Raw genomic sequence first — 16,510 nt, 5'->3', positions numbered from 1 at the left:
ATGCTCGGCAGGGGCTTTACCGGTAGAGCTTCTGCCGAGCATGGCTCGGCACTACATGGCTTTGCTGGGAAGGCCTCTGCCGAGCATGGCTCGGCACTACCGGGCATTGCCAGGAAAGCTTCTGCTGAGCATGGCTCGGGACTACCTGTGCCTATTGCTCGTTGGCGTAGGGGTCGGCGATGCCCAGGTCGGCCAGGATCTCGCGCTCCAGCTGTTCCATGGCCTCGGCTTCCTTGTCGTCCTCGTGATCCCAGCCGAGCAGGTGCAACACACCATGGACGGTGAGGTGGGCGTAGTGGGCGTTGAGCGCCTTGTCCTGTTCCTCGGCCTCGCGGGCGACCACCGGCGCGCAGATCACAAGGTCACCCAGCAACGGGAACTTCACCCCCTTGGGCAGGCCTTCGGGCAGCTCGGCCGGAAAGCTGAGTACGTTGGTGGCGTAGTCCTTACCCCGGTAGTGGCGGTTCAGTGACTGCCCTTCCTTGGCGTCGACCACGCGGATGGCCAGATCCGCTTCGCGGATGCGGCCTTTCAAGGCGGCAGCCACCCAGCGGCGGAAGCTCACCGCTGCCGGCAGGCCGGCGCGGGGCAGGGCGTAGCTGACCGCGACATCAAGACGCACAGGACCCTTGGTCATTCACTTGCTCCGGGTTTGACCTGTTGCAGATCGCGACGGTCATAGGCGCTGACGATACGGGCCACCAGGGGGTGGCGCACCACGTCGCGCGATTCAAAGAAGGTGAAGCTGACGCCGTCCACGCCACGCAGTACCTCGATGGCATCGCGCAGGCCGGATTTGACGTGCTTGGGCAGGTCGGTCTGGGTCAGGTCGCCGGTGACAACCGCGGTCGAGCCAAAGCCGAGGCGGGTCAGGAACATCTTCATCTGCTCGATGGTGGTGTTCTGGGCCTCGTCGAGGATCACGAAGGCGTCATTGAGGGTGCGGCCGCGCATATAGGCCAGCGGCGCGATCTCGATGACATTCTTCTCCAGCAGCTTGGCCACCTTTTCCACGCCCAGCATTTCGTACAGGGCGTCGTACAGCGGGCGCAGGTAAGGGTCGACCTTCTGGGTCAGGTCGCCGGGCAGGAAGCCCAGTTTCTCGCCGGCTTCAACTGCCGGGCGCACCAGGATCAGCCGCTGCACGCGTGATTCGTTCAGTGCATCGACCGCCATCGCCACTGCCAGGAAGGTCTTGCCAGTACCGGCCGGACCGATGCCGAAGCTGATGTCGTGGGTGGCGATCTGGTGCAGGTACTTGGACTGGTTTGCACCGCGCCCGCGCACCGTGCCGCGCTTGACCTTGACCGCTACTTCCTGCGCTTCATAGGCCTGCTCGGTCACGTGATCGACATTGGCGCGGTTCAGGCGCAGATGGATGGCGTGGCTGTCGAAGACGGTGTCGGCCGCCTCGGCATACAGCGCCTTGAGCAGTTTTTCCGCTTCCAGCGCGGTCTTGCCCGGGCCGCTGACGCGGAAGACATGGCCGCGGTTGGCAACCTCCACGCCCAGTTTGAGTTCGACCTGGCGCAGATGTTCGTCGAAGGGGCCGGCCAGGTTGGCCAGCCGTTCGTTGTCAACGGGGTCAAGAGTGAAGTCGCGATGCGTCGTGGTGGTCATTTTTACTAACGGTTACTGGCCGGCGAAGCCGTGCCTTGGACCCGAGAAGGGTACCCCTGCGGCCCGTCGACCACCAGCGGGGTCGCGGTTCTCAGTGTTCTCCACAGTCGATGTGGATGTGGCGTGGGCCAAGCTGTGGATATCCCTGTCCGGCCCTTGCGGCATAAGCCTCTTGGCGGGTTGGTTAAAAAATTGCCACATTCGATGGTTTGCAGGTAACAAGTTGTCCACAATTTGTGTGGATCGATTCGGGATGAACATGTGGATAACCGCGCGCAGCCCAATAACGGCGGGCTCCGGGTCGGTGTGGCGAATAAATGACCGCTGTGCCGGGGCAAAGGCGAACGGCAAGAGGTGAGAACGGGCCGTACCGGCTTTTCAAAGCAGAAGCGAACAACGACAGCTGCTCCCCCCTCCCGCTGGCGGGGTGAGAGGGGTTGCTTGCGGGCCACGGATTCGCGGCCCAGCGAACGACCTTGCGCCAAGCGCAAGGTCTGCGGCGGAGCGGGGGCAGGGGTGAAGGCGCTCCTGCTTTGGATCGGTGAACTTCGGCCCCAACCCTCGCGGGCCATGGTCCGCAGGAAGCAGGCCCGCCAACCAGACCCGACAATCCGGAGCCTGTCGGCCTCAGTCCTGCGTAACCACCCGCCCGCGCAACGAATTACTGAAGGCTTCGGTGATCAACACATCCACAAACTGGCCTATCAGACGCGAACTGGCCGGGAAGTTCACCGAACGCATGTTCTCGGTCTTGCCGGTCAGCTCATTCGGGTCCTTGCGCGAAGGGCCCTCGACCAGCACGTTCTGTACCGTGCCGACCATGCGCGCGGAGATGCCGGCTGCGTGCTCATTGATATGTGCCTGCAAGCGCGACAGCCGGGCGTGCTTGTCGGCGTCGCTCGTGGTGTCTTCCAGGTCGGCCGCCGGGGTGCCGGGGCGACGCGAATAGATGAAGGAGAAGCTCTGGTCGAAGCCCACGTCCTCGATCAGCTTCATGGTCTTCTCGAAATCGGCATCGGTTTCACCGGGGAAGCCAACGATGAAGTCCGAGCTGATCGAGATGTCCGGGCGGACCGCGCGCAGCTTGCGGATCTTGGCCTTGAACTCCAGCGCGGTGTAGCCGCGCTTCATCGCGCTGAGCACGCGGTCGCTGCCGGCCTGTACCGGCAGGTGCAGGTAGTTGGCCAGTTTCGGCACGTCGCGGTAGGCGTCCACCAGCGAATCACTGAACTCCAGCGGGTGCGAGGTGGTGAAGCGGATGCGGCCGATGCCGTCGATTTCGGCAAGGGTGCGGATCAGCAGGCCGAGGTCGGCAATCTCACCGTCGCCGTAGGGACCGCGGTAGGCGTTGACGTTCTGGCCGAGCAGGTTGATCTCACGCACGCCTTGCTCGGCCAACTGTGCGCATTCCACCACCACGTCCTCGAACGGGCGGCTGACCTCGGTGCCGCGGGTGTAGGGCACCACGCAGAACGAGCAGTACTTGGAGCAGCCTTCCATGATCGAGACGAAGGCCGAGGGGCCCTCGGCGCGCGGTTCGGGCATGCGGTCGAACTTCTCGATCTCCGGGAAGCTGATGTCGACCTGCGGCTTGTTCTGCTCGCGGCGGGCGCGGATCAGCTCCGGCAGGCGATGCAGGGTCTGCGGGCCAAACACAAGGTCCACGTAGGGCGCGCGCTTGACGATGGCTTCGCCTTCCTGCGAGGCCACGCAGCCGCCGACGCCGATGATGACGTCGCGGCCATTGGCCTTGAGCGCCTTCCAGCGGCCGAGCTGGCTGAACACCTTTTCCTGCGCCTTCTCGCGGATGGAGCAGGTGTTGACCAGCACCACGTCGGCTTCTTCGGGGTTGTCGGTCAGCTCCAGGCCCTCGGCGGCGGCGAGTACGTCGGCCATCTTGGTCGAGTCGTACTCGTTCATCTGGCAACCGTGGGTCTTGATATAGAGCTTTCCGCGCGATGGCGAGCCATCGCTGGGCTTGCCGTGCGCGCCGCCGGCAACCGTCGGCCGCTGGCCGGGCAGGGGAATCAGTTCGGGTGTGGTCATTTCAACAGTAGGCACGGCGGAGCCGGCCGTGATCGGCAGGGGAGTTGCTGGCGTCCCGGGCATGGCGCTTATTCCAGACGGGTGGGCGGGCACGCAGCCGCTGGGGCTGCATTCGTAGGCGGCTATTGTATCGGTCCGCGGGCCCGAGCACGAAAGCCGCTGCGTCAAATACTTGGCAAGCCCCGGCGAAGCTGGGAGACTCCCGCCCATGAAGGGGATTTTGGGGATCACCGGCATTCTCGCTGCAGCATTGGTCGCCTCGCCGGCCAGTGCCGGCACGCTGTACAAGTGTGTCGGCAGCGATGGGGTGCCCAATTACGTCAGCAAACGCGTCAGTGGCGCGAGCTGCAGCGTGGTCAGCAGTTATCGGCCGGCCCGCGACGTGCCGCGTTATGTGCCGCCGACCCCGGCGCCCGTCGCCACCCCGGTAGCTGCGGCTCCGGCGAGCCAAGCCAATGACAGTTCGACGGCGGTGGCTGCACAGGCTGCCCCCACCGCAGTGCCACCCACACCAGCGCCAACAACGGCAGGACGGGCGCAGCGGGTGATCAGTGGTCAGGTCTACTCCTATATGAAGGATGGGGTGCGCCACTACACCAGCAGCCGGCCGGCTCAGGTGGCCAACATCGGCGCAGTGCGTACCATCCAGTACAGCTATATCGAGCGCTGTTTTGCCTGCGGCGTGAACTCAAGGGTCAACTTCGGCTCGGTGCGCCTGAACACCCAGGCCTACAGCACCGAGATCGCCTCGGCCGCACGCGAATTCGGCGTTGAGGAAGCGGTGGTGCGGGCCATCATCCATGCCGAATCGGCGTTCAATCCGACGGCGCTCAGCCGTGCCGGTGCCCAGGGCCTGATGCAGCTGATGCCTCCCACGGCGCGACGCTTTGGCGTGTCCGATTCCTATGACGCGGGGCAGAACATCCGCGGGGGCGTGCAATACCTGTCGTGGTTGCTGCGTCGTTTCAATGGCAACCTCACCCTGGCTGCGGCTGGTTACAACGCCGGTGAAGGTGCCGTGGACCGTCATGGCGGTGTCCCCCCTTACAAGGAAACCCAGTACTACGTGCAGCGTGTCGCGCAGTTGGCCGATCGCTACCGTGGCGAGCTGGCCACGCGCCAGTAAGTAGACCCTCGACGTTTCTGTTGCAGCAGGCCGTGACAAATTTCGCGGACTGGTGTTTGATCGCGTTGTGTGACCGTTAAGCGTTCCGCTACACTCGGGAACGATTCGATTCAGAGCGGGATGGCCCCCACCAGACCGCTGGCAGCCTCTAGCTACCTAATCAATATCGGAGTGCCGGATGGCAAACGATGGGGTAAATGATCCAGTCAACACCGGACGTCGGCGGTTTTTGACAGCGACCACAGCAGTGGTCGGGGCAGTCGGCGTTGGTTTCGCAGCAGTTCCTTTCATCAAGTCGTGGAATCCCAGCGCCCGCGCCAAACTGGCCGGTGCCCCGGTGACGGCCGATATCAGCGCGTTGCAGGAAGGCCAGCGGCTGATCCTGGAGTGGCGCGGCCAGCCTATCTGGATCGTCAAGCGTTCCAAGGCCATCCTGCAGGCATTGCCTACCCTGGATGCGCGGCTCAAGGATCCGGAATCCGGCAATAAGGACCAGCAACCGGATTACGTGCTGAAGGCCAATCCCGAGTTCCGCTCGATCAAGCCGGATATCTCCGTGCTGGTAGGTCTGTGTACCCACCTGGGCTGTTCGCCGGAGATGGTGGCCGAGATCCGCCCCGAGCCGTATGACGCACAGTGGAAGGGGGGCTATTTCTGCCCCTGCCACAAATCGCGCTTCGACATGTCCGGACGCGTGTTCCAGGACGTGCCCGCGCCGATCAACCTGCTGGTGCCGCCGCATCACTATGTGGATGACAACACCATCGTCATTGGCGTCGATCCGCAGGGGGCAGCCTGATCATGGCCGACAATATCCTTAGCCGTACCGCCACTGGCGTGGCCAACTGGGTCAACGAGCGTGCGCCTGGGCTGATGCCGGTCTACCGCAAGCACGTCAGCGAGTACTACGCGCCGAAGAACTTCAACTTCTGGTATTACTTCGGCTCGTTGGCGATGGTGATCCTGGTCAACCAGATCGTCACCGGCATCTTCCTGACGATGCACTTCAAGCCCAGCGCGGCCGAGGCGTTCGCGTCGGTCGAGTACATCATGCGTGACGTGGAGTGGGGCTGGCTGATCCGCTACATGCACAGCACCGGTGCCTCGCTGTTCTTCATCGTGGTTTACCTGCACATGTTCCGCGGCTTGATGTACGGCAGTTACAAGAAGCCGCGTGAGCTGGTGTGGATCCTGGGCATGCTGATCTACCTGGTGCTGATGGCCGAAGCCTTCATGGGTTATGTGCTGCCCTGGGGCCAGATGTCGTTCTGGGGTGCCAAGGTGATCATCTCGCTGTTCGGTGCCATCCCGGTGATCGGCAATGGCCTGACCGAATGGATCATGGGTGATTACCTGCCCGGTGATGCCACCCTCAACCGCTTCTTCGCCCTGCACGTCATCGCCATGCCGCTGGTGCTGTTGCTGCTGGTGGTGCTGCACCTCGGCGCATTGCACGAAGTGGGTTCAAACAATCCCGATGGTGTGGAAATCAAGAAGGGTCCCAAGGGCAATCGCTGGTCGCCGACCGCGCCGGCCGATGGCATCCCGTTCCATCCGTATTACACGGTCAAGGACCTGGTGGGTGTCGGCTTCCTGCTGACCCTGGCGGCCTTCATCATCTTCTTCGCGCCGGTGTTCGGCGGCCTGTTCCTTGAGCATGACAACTTCACCGAGGCCAACCGGCTGGTGACGCCGGAGCACATCAAGCCGGTCTGGTACTACACGCCGTACTACGCCATGTTGCGGGTGGTGCCGAACAAGCTCGGTGGTGTGATGGTGATGTTCTCGGCCATCGCCATCCTGTTCCTGGTGCCCTGGCTGGACAAGGCCAAGGTCAAGTCGGTGCGTTACCGTGGCCCGATTTCCAAGGTGATGCTGGGCATTCTGGTGGTGTGCTTCGTCTGGCTGGGGGTGATTGGCTCCGGTCCGGGCACGGCGATCTGGGAGACCTGGGTGGGTCGCGTGCTGACCTTCCTGTACTTCGCCTTCTTCATCACCATGCCGCTGTGGACCAAGATCGACAGCACCAAGCAGGTACCGGACCGGGTGACGACGCATGACTGACAAATGGATTGTGCGGTTGGCCATGGCTGCCGCGATGTTGTTCTGTGTCCCGGCACTGGCCGCAGGTGGTGGCAAGCTGATGCAGGCCGGCAACGATCTGGGCGATCGTGCGTCGCTGCAGCGTGGTGCCCAGGCCTATATGAGCTATTGCTCGGGCTGTCATTCGCTCAAGTACCTGCGTTACTCCCGCATGGGTGAGGACCTGGAGTTGACCGAACAGCAGGTGATGGACAACCTGAACTTCACCGGCGCCGCCTACGGCGAGCAGATCCAGGTGGCGATGCCGCACGATGAGGCGACCAAGTGGTTCGGCAAGATGCCGCCGGACCTGAGCCTGATCTCGCGGGTACGTGGCAGTGACTGGATATACAGCTACCTGAAATCGTTCTATGTCGATGAATCGCGACCGCTGGGCTGGAACAACAGCGTGTTTCCGAATGCCTCCATGCCCAACCCGTTGTGGGAGTTGCAAGGCATGCAGCATGCGATCCATGGCAAGGCCGAGCAGGAAGGCATTGATCCGCCGGTCGTGGGTTTCAAGCTTGCATCACCGGGCAAGGTTGATCCGCGGGCGTATGACCAGACGGTCCGCGACATCACCAATTTTCTCGAATACGCCGGCGAGCCGGCGGCATTGAAGCGGCAGAGCCTGGGTGTGTGGGTGGTGTTGTTCCTGGCCCTGCTCACGTTCCTGGCCTATCTGGTCAAGACCGAGTACTGGAAAGACGTGCATTGAGGTGGGTGCAGGCCGGGGACTGTGCGCAGGGGCCCTTGGCAACTGCGCCTGTGGCTTGGCACACTCGGGTAACCGTGGTCACCGTCGGCAATGTGCTGGCGGGGCCGTAAGGTTGGCGGAATCCGACCGATGGAGAGCCTTTGATGGCGGCGAGTGTGCGTATGCGTAATACCCTGACCTTGTTCTCTGCAAACGACGATGCCCTGTGTCATCGGGTGCGGTTGGTGCTGGCGGCCAAGGGCGTGACTTACGATCTGGTGCCGGTCGACGCGCAGAACCCGCCGGAAGACCTGATCGACCTGAACCCGTATCACTCCGTGCCGACCCTGGTTGAGCGTGAGTTGGTGCTGTATGCGGCTTCGGTGGTCAGCGAATATCTGGATGAGCGCTATCCGCACCCGCCGTTGATGCCGGTCGACCCGCTGTCGCGGGCGCGGTTGCGGCTGGCGATGCTGCGCATCGAGCATGATTGGGTGCCGCAGGTGCAGGCCATTCAGATGGGCAACAAGACCCAGGCCGAGGCGGGTCGCAAGCGTTTGAAGGAGCTGGTGGCACAGTCGGTGCCGCTGTTCAAGGCCTCGAAGTTCTTCCTCAACCCGGAAATGAGCCTGGCCGATTGCGCGATCGCGCCCATCATCTGGCGCCTGGAGTCACTGGGGGTGGCACTGCCCAAGGATGGGAAGGCGATCGAGGACTATGGCAACCGTATCTTCCGGCATCCGGGTTTCGTCCGCAGCCTGACCGACCAGGAAAAGAAGTTGCGCGAACTGCCGGGCTGAGCTGCTGCCGGCTGTATCCGAACTAATCGATCACCGCCGGCAGTCGGTGATCGTGCGTCAATGACGCGTACACTTGTGCCATGACTGAAGAAACTTTCCGGATGAGCAGCCACCGCCCGTATCTGTTGCGGGCGCTGGTGGAGTGGATCAACGACAATGGCATGACGCCGCACGTGATGGTCGATGCTGGAGTCCCTGGCGTGCAGGTGCCGAGCAGCGCGGTCAAGGAGGAGCGGGTGGTGCTCAATATCGCCGAGCGCGCCGTTGTTGGCCTGCATATCGACAATGATGCGGTGAGTTTCACGGCGCGTTTTTCCGGAACCAGTTTCCCGGTATACGTACCCATTGCCGCGGTGCTGGCGGTCTACGCACGCGAGACGGGGCAGGGCATGGCGTTGCCGGACGATATCCCCGGTACTGACACCAGTCCTGACGATGACGATACGCCGCCGACCGATCCGCCTGAGCGTCCGCAGCCAGCCGCAAAGCGCCCGTTCCTGCGGGTCGTCAAATGATTCCACCGCCGCCGCAAGGCGGCGGTTTTGTTTGGGCTCTGTGTAGTGCCGAGCCACGCTCGGCTGGGGCTTTCCACGCGAGGCCAGCAGCTGCTTGCGGGAGCGGCGTCAGCCGCGAAGCCAAGGTTCTGTCAGGTCGTTGGCATGTCCGCAACTTCCCGTGCATCAGCTTCGCGGCTGACGCCGCTCCTGCAAAGGTGCATGCAGTCCGCCAGATGTTTCGGTAAAGCCACTGCCGAGCATGGCTCGGCACTACGGTTCGGGTGTGCTGGTAAGGCCTCTGCCGAGCATGGCTCGGCACTACCGGTTGGATCAGATGTCTTCGGCTTCTTCGGTGCTTTTGCGCAGGCGGCCGATCTGCGCGGCGGCAGGGCCGCTGAAGGAAATCAATTCGCGGCCGCGCAGGACCATGCGGCCGGTGTGACGATCCTGGCCATCATAGGAATAGTCGAAACGGAAGCTGCGCTCGAAGCCAACCCAGCCATTGGGCAGGCGACACAGGCGCAGGCCGGTGCTGTGCACGCTCTGGTCCAGCCATTGCACGTCGGCGGCGCGGCAGGCGTTGCGGCCCAGTTCGGTGGCGCGGTCGGCAGCGGCGCGGGAGCGGTCCCAGAAAGCAAAACCAATCGCGCCGACAATCATCAGGATGAGAAGGGTAGGCATGCACGCACTTTAGGCGATCCGCTCACGCATGCGCAGCTATTTCGTTGGCCGCGAACGCGTGCGCGGGCTTCAGTGGGTGACCGGTGCCGGGATGGGTTCGTCTGGTGGTGGCGGCAAGGGTGCGGTGGAGTTGAACGTCGGCGTTGGGGTGGTCGCGGTCAGCTTCAGCAGCGCTGCCCAGTCCTGTCGGTTGAGGTTGCATTCTTCCTCCTGCCCCGGCGAGCAGCTGGTCTCGACCGGATAACCGGATGCCTGCGCGGCGTTGGCTTTGGGCAGTTCGAGCAGGCCGGTACGGTCAAGCATGAGCTTGCGCATGACCACCGAGTTGGCGACGTTGCCGCCGACCAGGTAAAGCGTGCGGTCCCCGCCCATGTTGGCGCTGACCACGATCTCGCAATGCGATTTCCAGTTGCCAGCGCGGCCACTGCCCAGTGCCTGGATCAGTCCTGCGTAGTTCAAGGTACTGCTGCGGTCGCGCAGGAAGCACAGCATGTCGCCGGGGGCGGGCTTCTCGCTTGCCGGGTCGGCCAGCCGATAGGGCGAGCCATTGCTGCCGCTCTGGTAGGCAGCGCGGATGTAGTCGATATGTCGGGGTGAGCGGGTGAAGCCCGGCACGGCGGCGCGCGCCATCACCCAGGAGATGAAGGCGGCCGACCATGGGTTGTCGATCAGGAAGGCGCGGCAATCGCTGTCGGTATACCGGTTGCCTGCCGGCTGCGCACAGCTGCTGGCGCCGGCGATGGCACCCATCGGGCCAAGCGTGCCGCTATCGCGCCAATAGCCGACAACGCGCTGCCAGGCGATCAGGCCATTGTCGGCCAGATGCTCGTTCTCGGCTTCGGTAACGCCGAGGCTGGCGATGCGGCCCTCACGGTCGATGAAGGGGCGATACCACAACCGGTGTTCACCGCAGGCCGTCGCGACGACGGCTTTGGCGGTTTCGCTCAGGCCATAGCGCGGCGGCACATCACAGGCTTCGGCCGCCATCGCCGGCAGGGCGGGCAGCAGCAGGGTCACGCCGCACAACAGAAATCGATATGCCACAGCAGGCTCCGCGAGGGATATTGGGGGAGTGTCGCAGCGGGGGACGTGTGCGTGCCGTGAGTCAGCCCGGGGGCGGGCCCAGCTTCAGCGACAGATCGATGGCCTGCACGTGCTTGGTCAGCCCGCCAATGGAAATGCAGTCCACGCCATCTTCGGCAATGGCGCGCAGCGTGGTCATGTCGACGCTGCCGGAGACTTCCAGGGGAATCCGCCCGGCCGTGATGCGCACGGCATCGCGCCGCATCGCCGCGCTGAAGTCGTCGATCAGGATGCGCTCGCAACCGGCGGCCAAGGCTTCCTGCAACTGTTGCAGGTCCTCGACTTCGACCACCAGCGGCAGTTTGGGTTGTTGCGCGCGTGCGGCGTGCACGGCAGCGGTCAACGAGCCGGCGGCGCGAATGTGGTTTTCCTTCAGCATCACCGTATCGAACAGGCCGATGCGATGGTTGTCGCCGCCACCGCAGCGCACCGCGTACTTCTGCGCCAGGCGCAGGCCGGGCAGGGTCTTGCGGGTGTCGAGGATGCGTGCCCTGGTGCCGGCTACCGCCGCGACGTAGCCGGCGGTGATGGTGGCGGTGCCGGACAGGGTCTGCAGGAAGTTGAGCGAGGTCCGTTCGGCGCTGACCAGGCTGCGGCTGCGTCCACTCAGGGTTGCCAGCACCGTGCCGGCGCTGACGCGGTCACCTTCCAGTACCCGCCAGTCGATCCGTACCTGCGGGTCCAGCGCACGATGGGTGGCGTCGAACCAGGGGCGGCCGGCGATCACCGCATCCTGCTTGCACAGCAGGTAGGCGATATCGGCGACATCGGGCAGCAGCGCGGCAGTGACGTCGCCGCTGCCGATGTCCTCGGCCAGGGCGCGGGCGACATCGGCGTCAATCTGTTCCTGTGGCGGGGCCAGCGGCGGGTGCGGCAGCATTATTTGGCCGGGAAGTCGGTGATCTGGGCGGTGGCGATGGCTTCGTCGGCCAGCAGCACCGGGATGCCGTCATCGACGCGGAAAACCTGCTTGCGGTCGCCGGTAACCAGGGCTTCGCGCAGGGGCTGGGCCTGAGCGCTGCCGTCGGCGCGGGTCACGCTGCCGGCGCTGATGGCACGGTTGAGGGCTTCCAGGCCGGCGTTTTCCAGCACGAACAGCGGCTGGCGGGTATCGGGGGAAACGAGCAGGTCGAGCAGTTTGCGGTCCATCAGGTCGTGGTCTTGCTGGGAAGACGGCTAGAATACGTCTTTGCAGCAGGTGACGGCCAATGACCCTCGACCACCCCGCGCCGCTAGTCGGCATCGTGATGGGTTCCCGCTCAGACTGGGAAACCATGCAGCACGCCGCCCAGAAGCTTGATGCTTTGGGCGTTCCCTACGAAGTGAAGGTAGTTTCCGCGCACCGTACCCCGGATGTGCTGTTCAGCTACGCCGAGCAGGCGGGCCCGCGTGGTCTGCGCGCGATCATCGGCGGGGCTGGTGGTGCAGCGCACCTGCCGGGCATGCTGGCTGCCAAGACCGCGGTGCCGGTGCTGGGCGTGCCGGTGCAGTCCAAGGCACTCAATGGCATGGATTCGCTGCTGTCGATCGTGCAGATGCCGGCCGGTATCCCGGTGGCGACCTTTGCCATTGGCAACGCTGGCGCATCCAATGCGGCCCTGTTCGCCGCGGCCATGCTGGCGGCCGAGCAGCCGCAGATTGGCGCTGCGCTGGACGCCTTCCGCACGCGCCAGACCGAAGATGTGATGGCTGCGGACGATCCGCGCCAATGATTACGGTTGGCATTCTCGGTGGCGGGCAACTGGCCCGGATGATGGCGCTGGCGGGAGCTCCGCTGGGACTGCGCTTCATGGTGTTCGATCCGGCGGCCGATGCCTGCGCGGGGCAGGTGGCGCCATTGCAGGTGGGCAACTTCGATGACACCCAGGCGCTGGCTGAGTTCGCTGCCAAGGTCGACGTGATCACCTTCGACTTCGAAAATGTGCCTGCGGCGAGCGCGCGCTGGCTGGCCGAGCGCAAGCCGGTGTTCCCGAATCCGGCCGCATTGGCGGTGGCGCAGGACCGGCTCAGCGAAAAGACCTTGTTCCAGGAACTGGGCATCGCGCTGCCGGCATTTGCCGACATCCGCAGCCGGGATGAACTGGCGGCCAAGGTCGCCGAGTTCGGCATGCCCTGCATCCTCAAGACCCGTCGGCTGGGCTATGACGGCAAGGGCCAGTTTCGCATCCGCGAAGCGGCGGATATCGATGCAGCCTGGCAGACGCTGGGCACGCAGGTCGACAAGACCGGGCTGATACTCGAGGGTTTCGTGGCGTTTGACCGCGAAATCAGCGTGGTCGCCGTGCGTGGCCGCGACGGTGAGTTCCGTGCCTGGCCGCTGACCGCCAACTGGCACGTGGATGGCGTGTTGTCAGCCAGCCTGGCGCCGGCGGCGCTGTCTGCCGATCAGCAGGCCACTGCGATCGCCTATGCACGCCGCGTTGCCGAGCGCCTGGATTATGTAGGCGTATTCGCGCTGGAGCTGTTCTGTCGTGGCGATGCGTTGTTGGCCAACGAAATGGCGCCGCGCGTACACAACTCGGGCCATTGGACCAGCGACGGCGCTGAAACCTCGCAGTTCGAGAACCACATCCGCGCCGTACTTGGCCTGCCCTTGGGCGATACCCGCATGCTCGGCCACGCCTGCATGCTGAATTGGCTGGGGCAGATGCCCGACGCCAAGGCCGTGCTGGGCGAGGCTGCCGGTCACTGGCATGACTACGGCAAGCAGGCACGTGAAGGCCGCAAGGTCGGCCATGCCAACCTGCGGGATGACGCCCCGGCGGCTTTGGCGGATGCTTTGTCGCGCGTCGGTGAGGCCTTGGGCCGGCAGGCGCAGGTCGCACCGGTGGTTGATGTCCTGCGTCGCGGCGGCATGACGGCGAGCTAATCATTGCCGGCGTAAGGTTCTCCCGTCCCAACTGGAGAACCTGCCATGCTCGACTGGAACGATTACCGCCGTGAGTTGAAGGGCCGCATCGGTGAGCTGGGCAAGCTCTCGCCGGATACGCTCAAGGGCTATATCACCTTGAGCGGGGCGGGCGCGCAGGCCAATCACCTGGACGGCAAGACCCGCGAGTTGATCGCGCTGGCGGTGGCGGTGACCACGCGCTGCGATGGCTGCATCACCACCCATGTGGACGCGGCCTTGAAGCAGGGTGCCAGTCGCGAGGAGATCGCCGAAGCGCTCGGCGTGGCGGTGGCGCTCAATGCCGGTGCGGCGCTGGTCTATTCGGCGCGCGTGCTGGACGCGGTGGCTGCGCACGAGTGAGGCGGGCGGTGCTTTTGGCTCACTCAGGGAACTTTCAACTCGTCATTCCAGCCTGCGCGAGAATGGCGAGTAGCGGATTTGGTCGCGAAATGCGGAACGCGAACCTGCTGGCTCCAAACAAGTTCAGCGAAGTTGCGCGGCTACAAAATCCCAGTTCACCAGCTTCCAGAACGCCTGTAGAAAACGCGCGCGATCATTCTGGTAGTCGCTGTAATACGCGTGCTCCCATACATCACAGACCAATAGTGGCGTGCTGTCGCCGGTCAATGGGGTGTTGGCGTTGCGGGTGCTGACGATGGCCAGCTTGCCGTCCGGGTGCTGCACCAGCCAGGTCCAGCCCGAGCCGAACACGCCCAGGGCCGCCCGATTGAATTCCTCGCGCAGCTTCTGCACGTCGCCGAACTGGCGATTGATGTGCTCGGCCAATACGCCGTGCGGGTCGCCGCCTGCGCGCGGATGCAGGCACTGCCAGAAAAAGTCGTGGTTCCACGCCTGCGCTGCCGCCTGGAACAGGCTGCCCTGGCTGTTGCGTACGATTTCCTCCAGCGACTGTGCATCCAGCTCGGTGCCGGCGATGCGTGCATTGACCGTCTCCACATAGCCACGGTGGTGCCGACCGTGATGCAGATCCAATGTTTCGGCAGAGATGTGTGGCTGCAGCGCGGTTCGGGAGTAGGGTAGTTCAGGCAGTTGGACGGGCATCGGGCATTCTTTTCGGGGCAGGGCGCCGGGAGTCGGCCGGCTCGGCTTACAATGGTCAACCACGGGAAAGTCTATCCGACCAGGACGGGCCGTTCTTTCGCAGTAGGGAGAATTCGAATGCCGGTGATGGAGCAAATCCAGGCTGAGGTGGAGCAACACCCCCTCGTCCTGTTCATGAAGGGTACGCCGCAGTACCCGATGTGCGGCTTTTCCAGTCGTGCCGTGCAGGCGCTGTTGGCCGCCGGTGCGATCAATCTGCGCACGGTCAATCTGCTGGAGTTCCCGGAGGTGCGCGCCAACCTGCCGCGCTATTCGAATCTGGCTACCTTCCCGCAGTTTTTCATGCACGGCGAGCTGATTGGCGGCTGCGACATCATCCTGGAGCTGCTCGAGTCCGGTGAACTCAAGCGTATCGTTGCCGAGGCCGGGCAAGCGTGAGTGCCCAGCCCCGGGGGGACGTGGGCGCCGACCTGGCTGGTCGGGTAATTCTGATAGCGGGTGCTGCGGGCGGTCTGGGTGCGGCGGCGACCCGGGCCTGCACGGAGGCCGGCGCGACGGTAGTGATGCTGGGCCGCAAGGTCGCCAAGCTCAATCGGGTCTACGACAGTGCCGCACAGCTTGGCCCAGAGCCGATGCTGTACCCGCTGGATCTGGAGGGGGCCAGCCCCGATGACTACGCGGCCCTGGCCGAACGGCTGGAGTCCGAGCTCGGGCGACTGGACGGCGTGCTGCATTGCGCCGCCGATTTCGCCGGGCTGACCCCGTTTGCTTCCGGTGATCCGGCCGCTTTTGCCCGGGCCATCCACGTAAACCTGACCGCCCGTGCCTGGTTGACCCAGGCCTGCCTGCCCTTGCTGCGGCAGCGTGAGGACGCAGCGGTGGTGTTCGCGCTGGATGATCCGCAACGGGTAGGGCAGGCCTATTGGGGCGGTTACGGGGTAGCCCAGTACGGGCTGCGCGGGCTGGTCGAGAGCCTGCACCATGAGCTGCGCAATGGTCCGGTCCGGGTCTGTGGCATGCAGCCGGGGCCGATGCGTACCGGGCTGCGGGCGCGTGCGTTTACCCATGAAGAAGACGCGGCGCCGGTGGATCCAGCCAACTACGCTGCCGCCTGCGTGCAGTTGCTTGCCGCCTCCGGTACGCCGTGGCGAGGAAAGGTGTTGGACCTGGCTCCGTGACGATCCTTTCAGCAGCCCTGCTGTTGTTCCTGATCCTGGACCCGCTGGGCAATATTCCGGTGTTCCTGAGCCTGCTCAAGCCGTTGGCGCCGAAGCGCCAGCGGATAGTGCTGGTGCGCGAGCTGTTGATTGCGCTGGCAGTGCTGATGGCGTTTCTTTGGGGTGGAAAATACGCCTTGGAGCTGATGCATCTGCGCCAGGAGTCGGTGGCCATCGCGGGCGGCATCGTGCTGTTCCTGATCGGCATCCGCATGATCTTCCCGCGCCCGGAAGGGCTGATGGGGGCGGTGCCGGATGGTGAGCCCTTCATCGTGCCGATGGCGATCCCGCTGGTGGCCGGCCCCTCGGGCATGGCGGCGGTGATGTTGATGGGGAGCAATGAACCGGAGCGGTTGGCTGACTGGAGCCTGGCCCTGCTGCTGGCCTGGGGGGCAACCGCCGCGATCCTGATGTCGGCAACCCTGCTTTACAAGCTGCTGGGCGCCCGCGCGCTGACCGCGCTGGAGCGGCTCATGGGCATGTTGTTGGTCGCAATCTCGGTGCAGATGTTGCTGGATGGCCTGGGAACCTATCTGGCGTCAGTCCGCTAACTGCTTGATCGTACGCGGGGAAAACTGCCGCAGCGCAACATCGTTGTCTTATTGCAGTCATAAATTGTCATTACCGTGTTAACCTTATCTTAACCGTTGCGGCTGAAACCGCCTCGGAAGGGACCCCCAAGATTCAAGACGATCAGGCGCTCGGTTGA

Annotated in this window: 20 protein-coding genes; 12 read left to right on the top strand and 8 right to left on the bottom strand. The window is 64.2% G+C overall.

Annotated elements, in window-relative coordinates; all coding sequences use genetic code 11:
* Positions 1-151 precede the first annotated feature (151 nt).
* From ybeY to miaB, 3 genes are all read right to left on the bottom strand, one after another.
* Positions 152-637, bottom strand: coding sequence for an rRNA maturation RNase YbeY (gene ybeY / locus ACVOLQ_RS14485; RefSeq protein WP_313493664.1), 486 nt, complete (start codon positions 635-637; stop codon positions 152-154).
* The gene (locus ACVOLQ_RS14480; RefSeq protein WP_313169495.1) at positions 634-1,620 is read right to left on the bottom strand and encodes a PhoH family protein; all 987 of its coding nucleotides are present in this window, start codon (positions 1,618-1,620) and stop codon (positions 634-636) included. Before ACVOLQ_RS14480 ends, ybeY begins: the two co-directional genes overlap by 4 nt.
* Positions 1,621-2,247: 627 nt before the next feature.
* Positions 2,248-3,729, bottom strand: coding sequence for a tRNA (N6-isopentenyl adenosine(37)-C2)-methylthiotransferase MiaB (gene miaB / locus ACVOLQ_RS14475; protein WP_481528450.1), 1,482 nt, complete (start codon positions 3,727-3,729; stop codon positions 2,248-2,250).
* A 145-nt stretch (positions 3,730-3,874) separates the two neighbouring features.
* Between miaB and ACVOLQ_RS14470 the strand changes: the two genes are divergently transcribed.
* The 6 genes from ACVOLQ_RS14470 (at position 3,875) to ACVOLQ_RS14445 (ending at position 8,886) form a co-directional block, all read left to right on the top strand.
* The gene (locus ACVOLQ_RS14470) at positions 3,875-4,792 is read left to right on the top strand and encodes a lytic transglycosylase domain-containing protein (RefSeq protein ID WP_481528449.1); all 918 of its coding nucleotides are present in this window, start codon (positions 3,875-3,877) and stop codon (positions 4,790-4,792) included.
* Between the two features lie 178 nt (positions 4,793-4,970).
* Positions 4,971-5,591: a ubiquinol-cytochrome c reductase iron-sulfur subunit gene (gene petA / locus ACVOLQ_RS14465; RefSeq protein WP_313169500.1), complete on the top strand. Its 621-nt coding sequence runs from the start codon at positions 4,971-4,973 to the stop codon at positions 5,589-5,591.
* A 2-nt stretch (positions 5,592-5,593) separates the two neighbouring features.
* On the top strand, positions 5,594-6,856 hold the full coding sequence (locus tag ACVOLQ_RS14460; RefSeq protein WP_313169502.1) for a cytochrome b: 1,263 nt from the start codon (positions 5,594-5,596) through the stop codon (positions 6,854-6,856).
* Entirely contained in the window at positions 6,849-7,592 is a 744-nt protein-coding gene (locus tag ACVOLQ_RS14455; protein ID WP_313493670.1) for a cytochrome c1, read from the top strand. Before ACVOLQ_RS14460 ends, ACVOLQ_RS14455 begins: the two co-directional genes overlap by 8 nt.
* Positions 7,593-7,735: 143 nt before the next feature.
* Positions 7,736-8,371 (top strand): glutathione S-transferase N-terminal domain-containing protein, encoded by a 636-nt coding sequence (locus ACVOLQ_RS14450; protein ID WP_313169506.1) that lies wholly within the window; start codon positions 7,736-7,738, stop codon positions 8,369-8,371.
* Positions 8,372-8,451: 80 nt separating this feature from the next.
* Positions 8,452-8,886 (top strand): ClpXP protease specificity-enhancing factor, encoded by a 435-nt coding sequence (locus ACVOLQ_RS14445; RefSeq protein ID WP_313169507.1) that lies wholly within the window; start codon positions 8,452-8,454, stop codon positions 8,884-8,886.
* A gap of 312 nt (positions 8,887-9,198) precedes the next feature.
* Here ACVOLQ_RS14445 and ACVOLQ_RS14440 read toward each other — a convergent pair whose 3' ends face one another.
* The 4 genes from ACVOLQ_RS14440 to ACVOLQ_RS14425 form a co-directional block, all read right to left on the bottom strand.
* A complete protein-coding gene (locus ACVOLQ_RS14440) occupies positions 9,199-9,549 on the bottom strand; it encodes a DUF3301 domain-containing protein (RefSeq protein WP_313169509.1) in 351 nt (116 codons plus the stop codon).
* A 69-nt stretch (positions 9,550-9,618) separates the two neighbouring features.
* Positions 9,619-10,536, bottom strand: coding sequence for a DUF2272 domain-containing protein (locus ACVOLQ_RS14435; protein ID WP_481528451.1), 918 nt, complete (start codon positions 10,534-10,536; stop codon positions 9,619-9,621).
* Positions 10,537-10,654: 118 nt separating this feature from the next.
* The gene (nadC, locus tag ACVOLQ_RS14430; protein WP_313169510.1) at positions 10,655-11,512 is read right to left on the bottom strand and encodes a carboxylating nicotinate-nucleotide diphosphorylase; all 858 of its coding nucleotides are present in this window, start codon (positions 11,510-11,512) and stop codon (positions 10,655-10,657) included.
* Positions 11,512-11,781: a Trm112 family protein gene (locus tag ACVOLQ_RS14425; RefSeq protein WP_313169512.1), complete on the bottom strand. Its 270-nt coding sequence runs from the start codon at positions 11,779-11,781 to the stop codon at positions 11,512-11,514. The genes nadC and ACVOLQ_RS14425 overlap by 1 nt, the downstream gene beginning before the upstream one ends.
* A 59-nt stretch (positions 11,782-11,840) precedes the next feature.
* On the opposite strand from ACVOLQ_RS14425, the gene purE reads away from it, so the two are divergent.
* Genes purE through ACVOLQ_RS14410 form a run of 3 tightly spaced genes read left to right on the top strand, consistent with a single transcriptional unit; the run spans position 11,841 to position 13,882 of the window.
* Complete coding sequence (gene purE, locus ACVOLQ_RS14420; RefSeq protein ID WP_313169514.1) at positions 11,841-12,344, top strand: 5-(carboxyamino)imidazole ribonucleotide mutase; 504 nt, start codon at positions 11,841-11,843, stop codon at positions 12,342-12,344.
* Entirely contained in the window at positions 12,341-13,501 is a 1,161-nt protein-coding gene (locus ACVOLQ_RS14415) for a 5-(carboxyamino)imidazole ribonucleotide synthase (RefSeq protein WP_313169516.1), read from the top strand. Before purE ends, ACVOLQ_RS14415 begins: the two co-directional genes overlap by 4 nt.
* A 45-nt stretch (positions 13,502-13,546) precedes the next feature.
* Positions 13,547-13,882: a carboxymuconolactone decarboxylase family protein gene (locus ACVOLQ_RS14410; protein WP_481528448.1), complete on the top strand. Its 336-nt coding sequence runs from the start codon at positions 13,547-13,549 to the stop codon at positions 13,880-13,882.
* 123 nt (positions 13,883-14,005) lie between these two features.
* On the opposite strand, the gene ACVOLQ_RS14405 is transcribed toward ACVOLQ_RS14410, so the two are convergent.
* Positions 14,006-14,584: a superoxide dismutase gene (locus ACVOLQ_RS14405; protein WP_313169519.1), complete on the bottom strand. Its 579-nt coding sequence runs from the start codon at positions 14,582-14,584 to the stop codon at positions 14,006-14,008.
* Positions 14,585-14,701: 117 nt separating this feature from the next.
* Between ACVOLQ_RS14405 and grxD the strand changes: the two genes are divergently transcribed.
* From grxD to ACVOLQ_RS14390, 3 genes are read left to right on the top strand one after another with little or no spacing between them, the layout of a single operon-like run.
* Positions 14,702-15,022 carry a Grx4 family monothiol glutaredoxin gene (gene grxD / locus ACVOLQ_RS14400; protein WP_313169521.1) on the top strand — a complete coding sequence of 107 codons (321 nt, stop codon included), beginning with the start codon at positions 14,702-14,704 and terminating at the stop codon, positions 15,020-15,022.
* Entirely contained in the window at positions 15,019-15,762 is a 744-nt protein-coding gene (locus ACVOLQ_RS14395) for an SDR family NAD(P)-dependent oxidoreductase (protein WP_313169522.1), read from the top strand. The genes grxD and ACVOLQ_RS14395 overlap by 4 nt, the downstream gene beginning before the upstream one ends.
* A complete protein-coding gene (locus ACVOLQ_RS14390; protein WP_313169524.1) occupies positions 15,759-16,352 on the top strand; it encodes a YhgN family NAAT transporter in 594 nt (197 codons plus the stop codon). Before ACVOLQ_RS14395 ends, ACVOLQ_RS14390 begins: the two co-directional genes overlap by 4 nt.
* The last annotated feature ends 158 nt before the right edge of the window (positions 16,353-16,510 follow it).

It is taken from the genome of Stenotrophomonas sp. STEN031 (assembly GCF_056759975.1).
The sequence above is the reverse complement of the archived record's forward strand: the minus strand, read 5'-3'. Positions and strand labels throughout refer to the sequence as shown.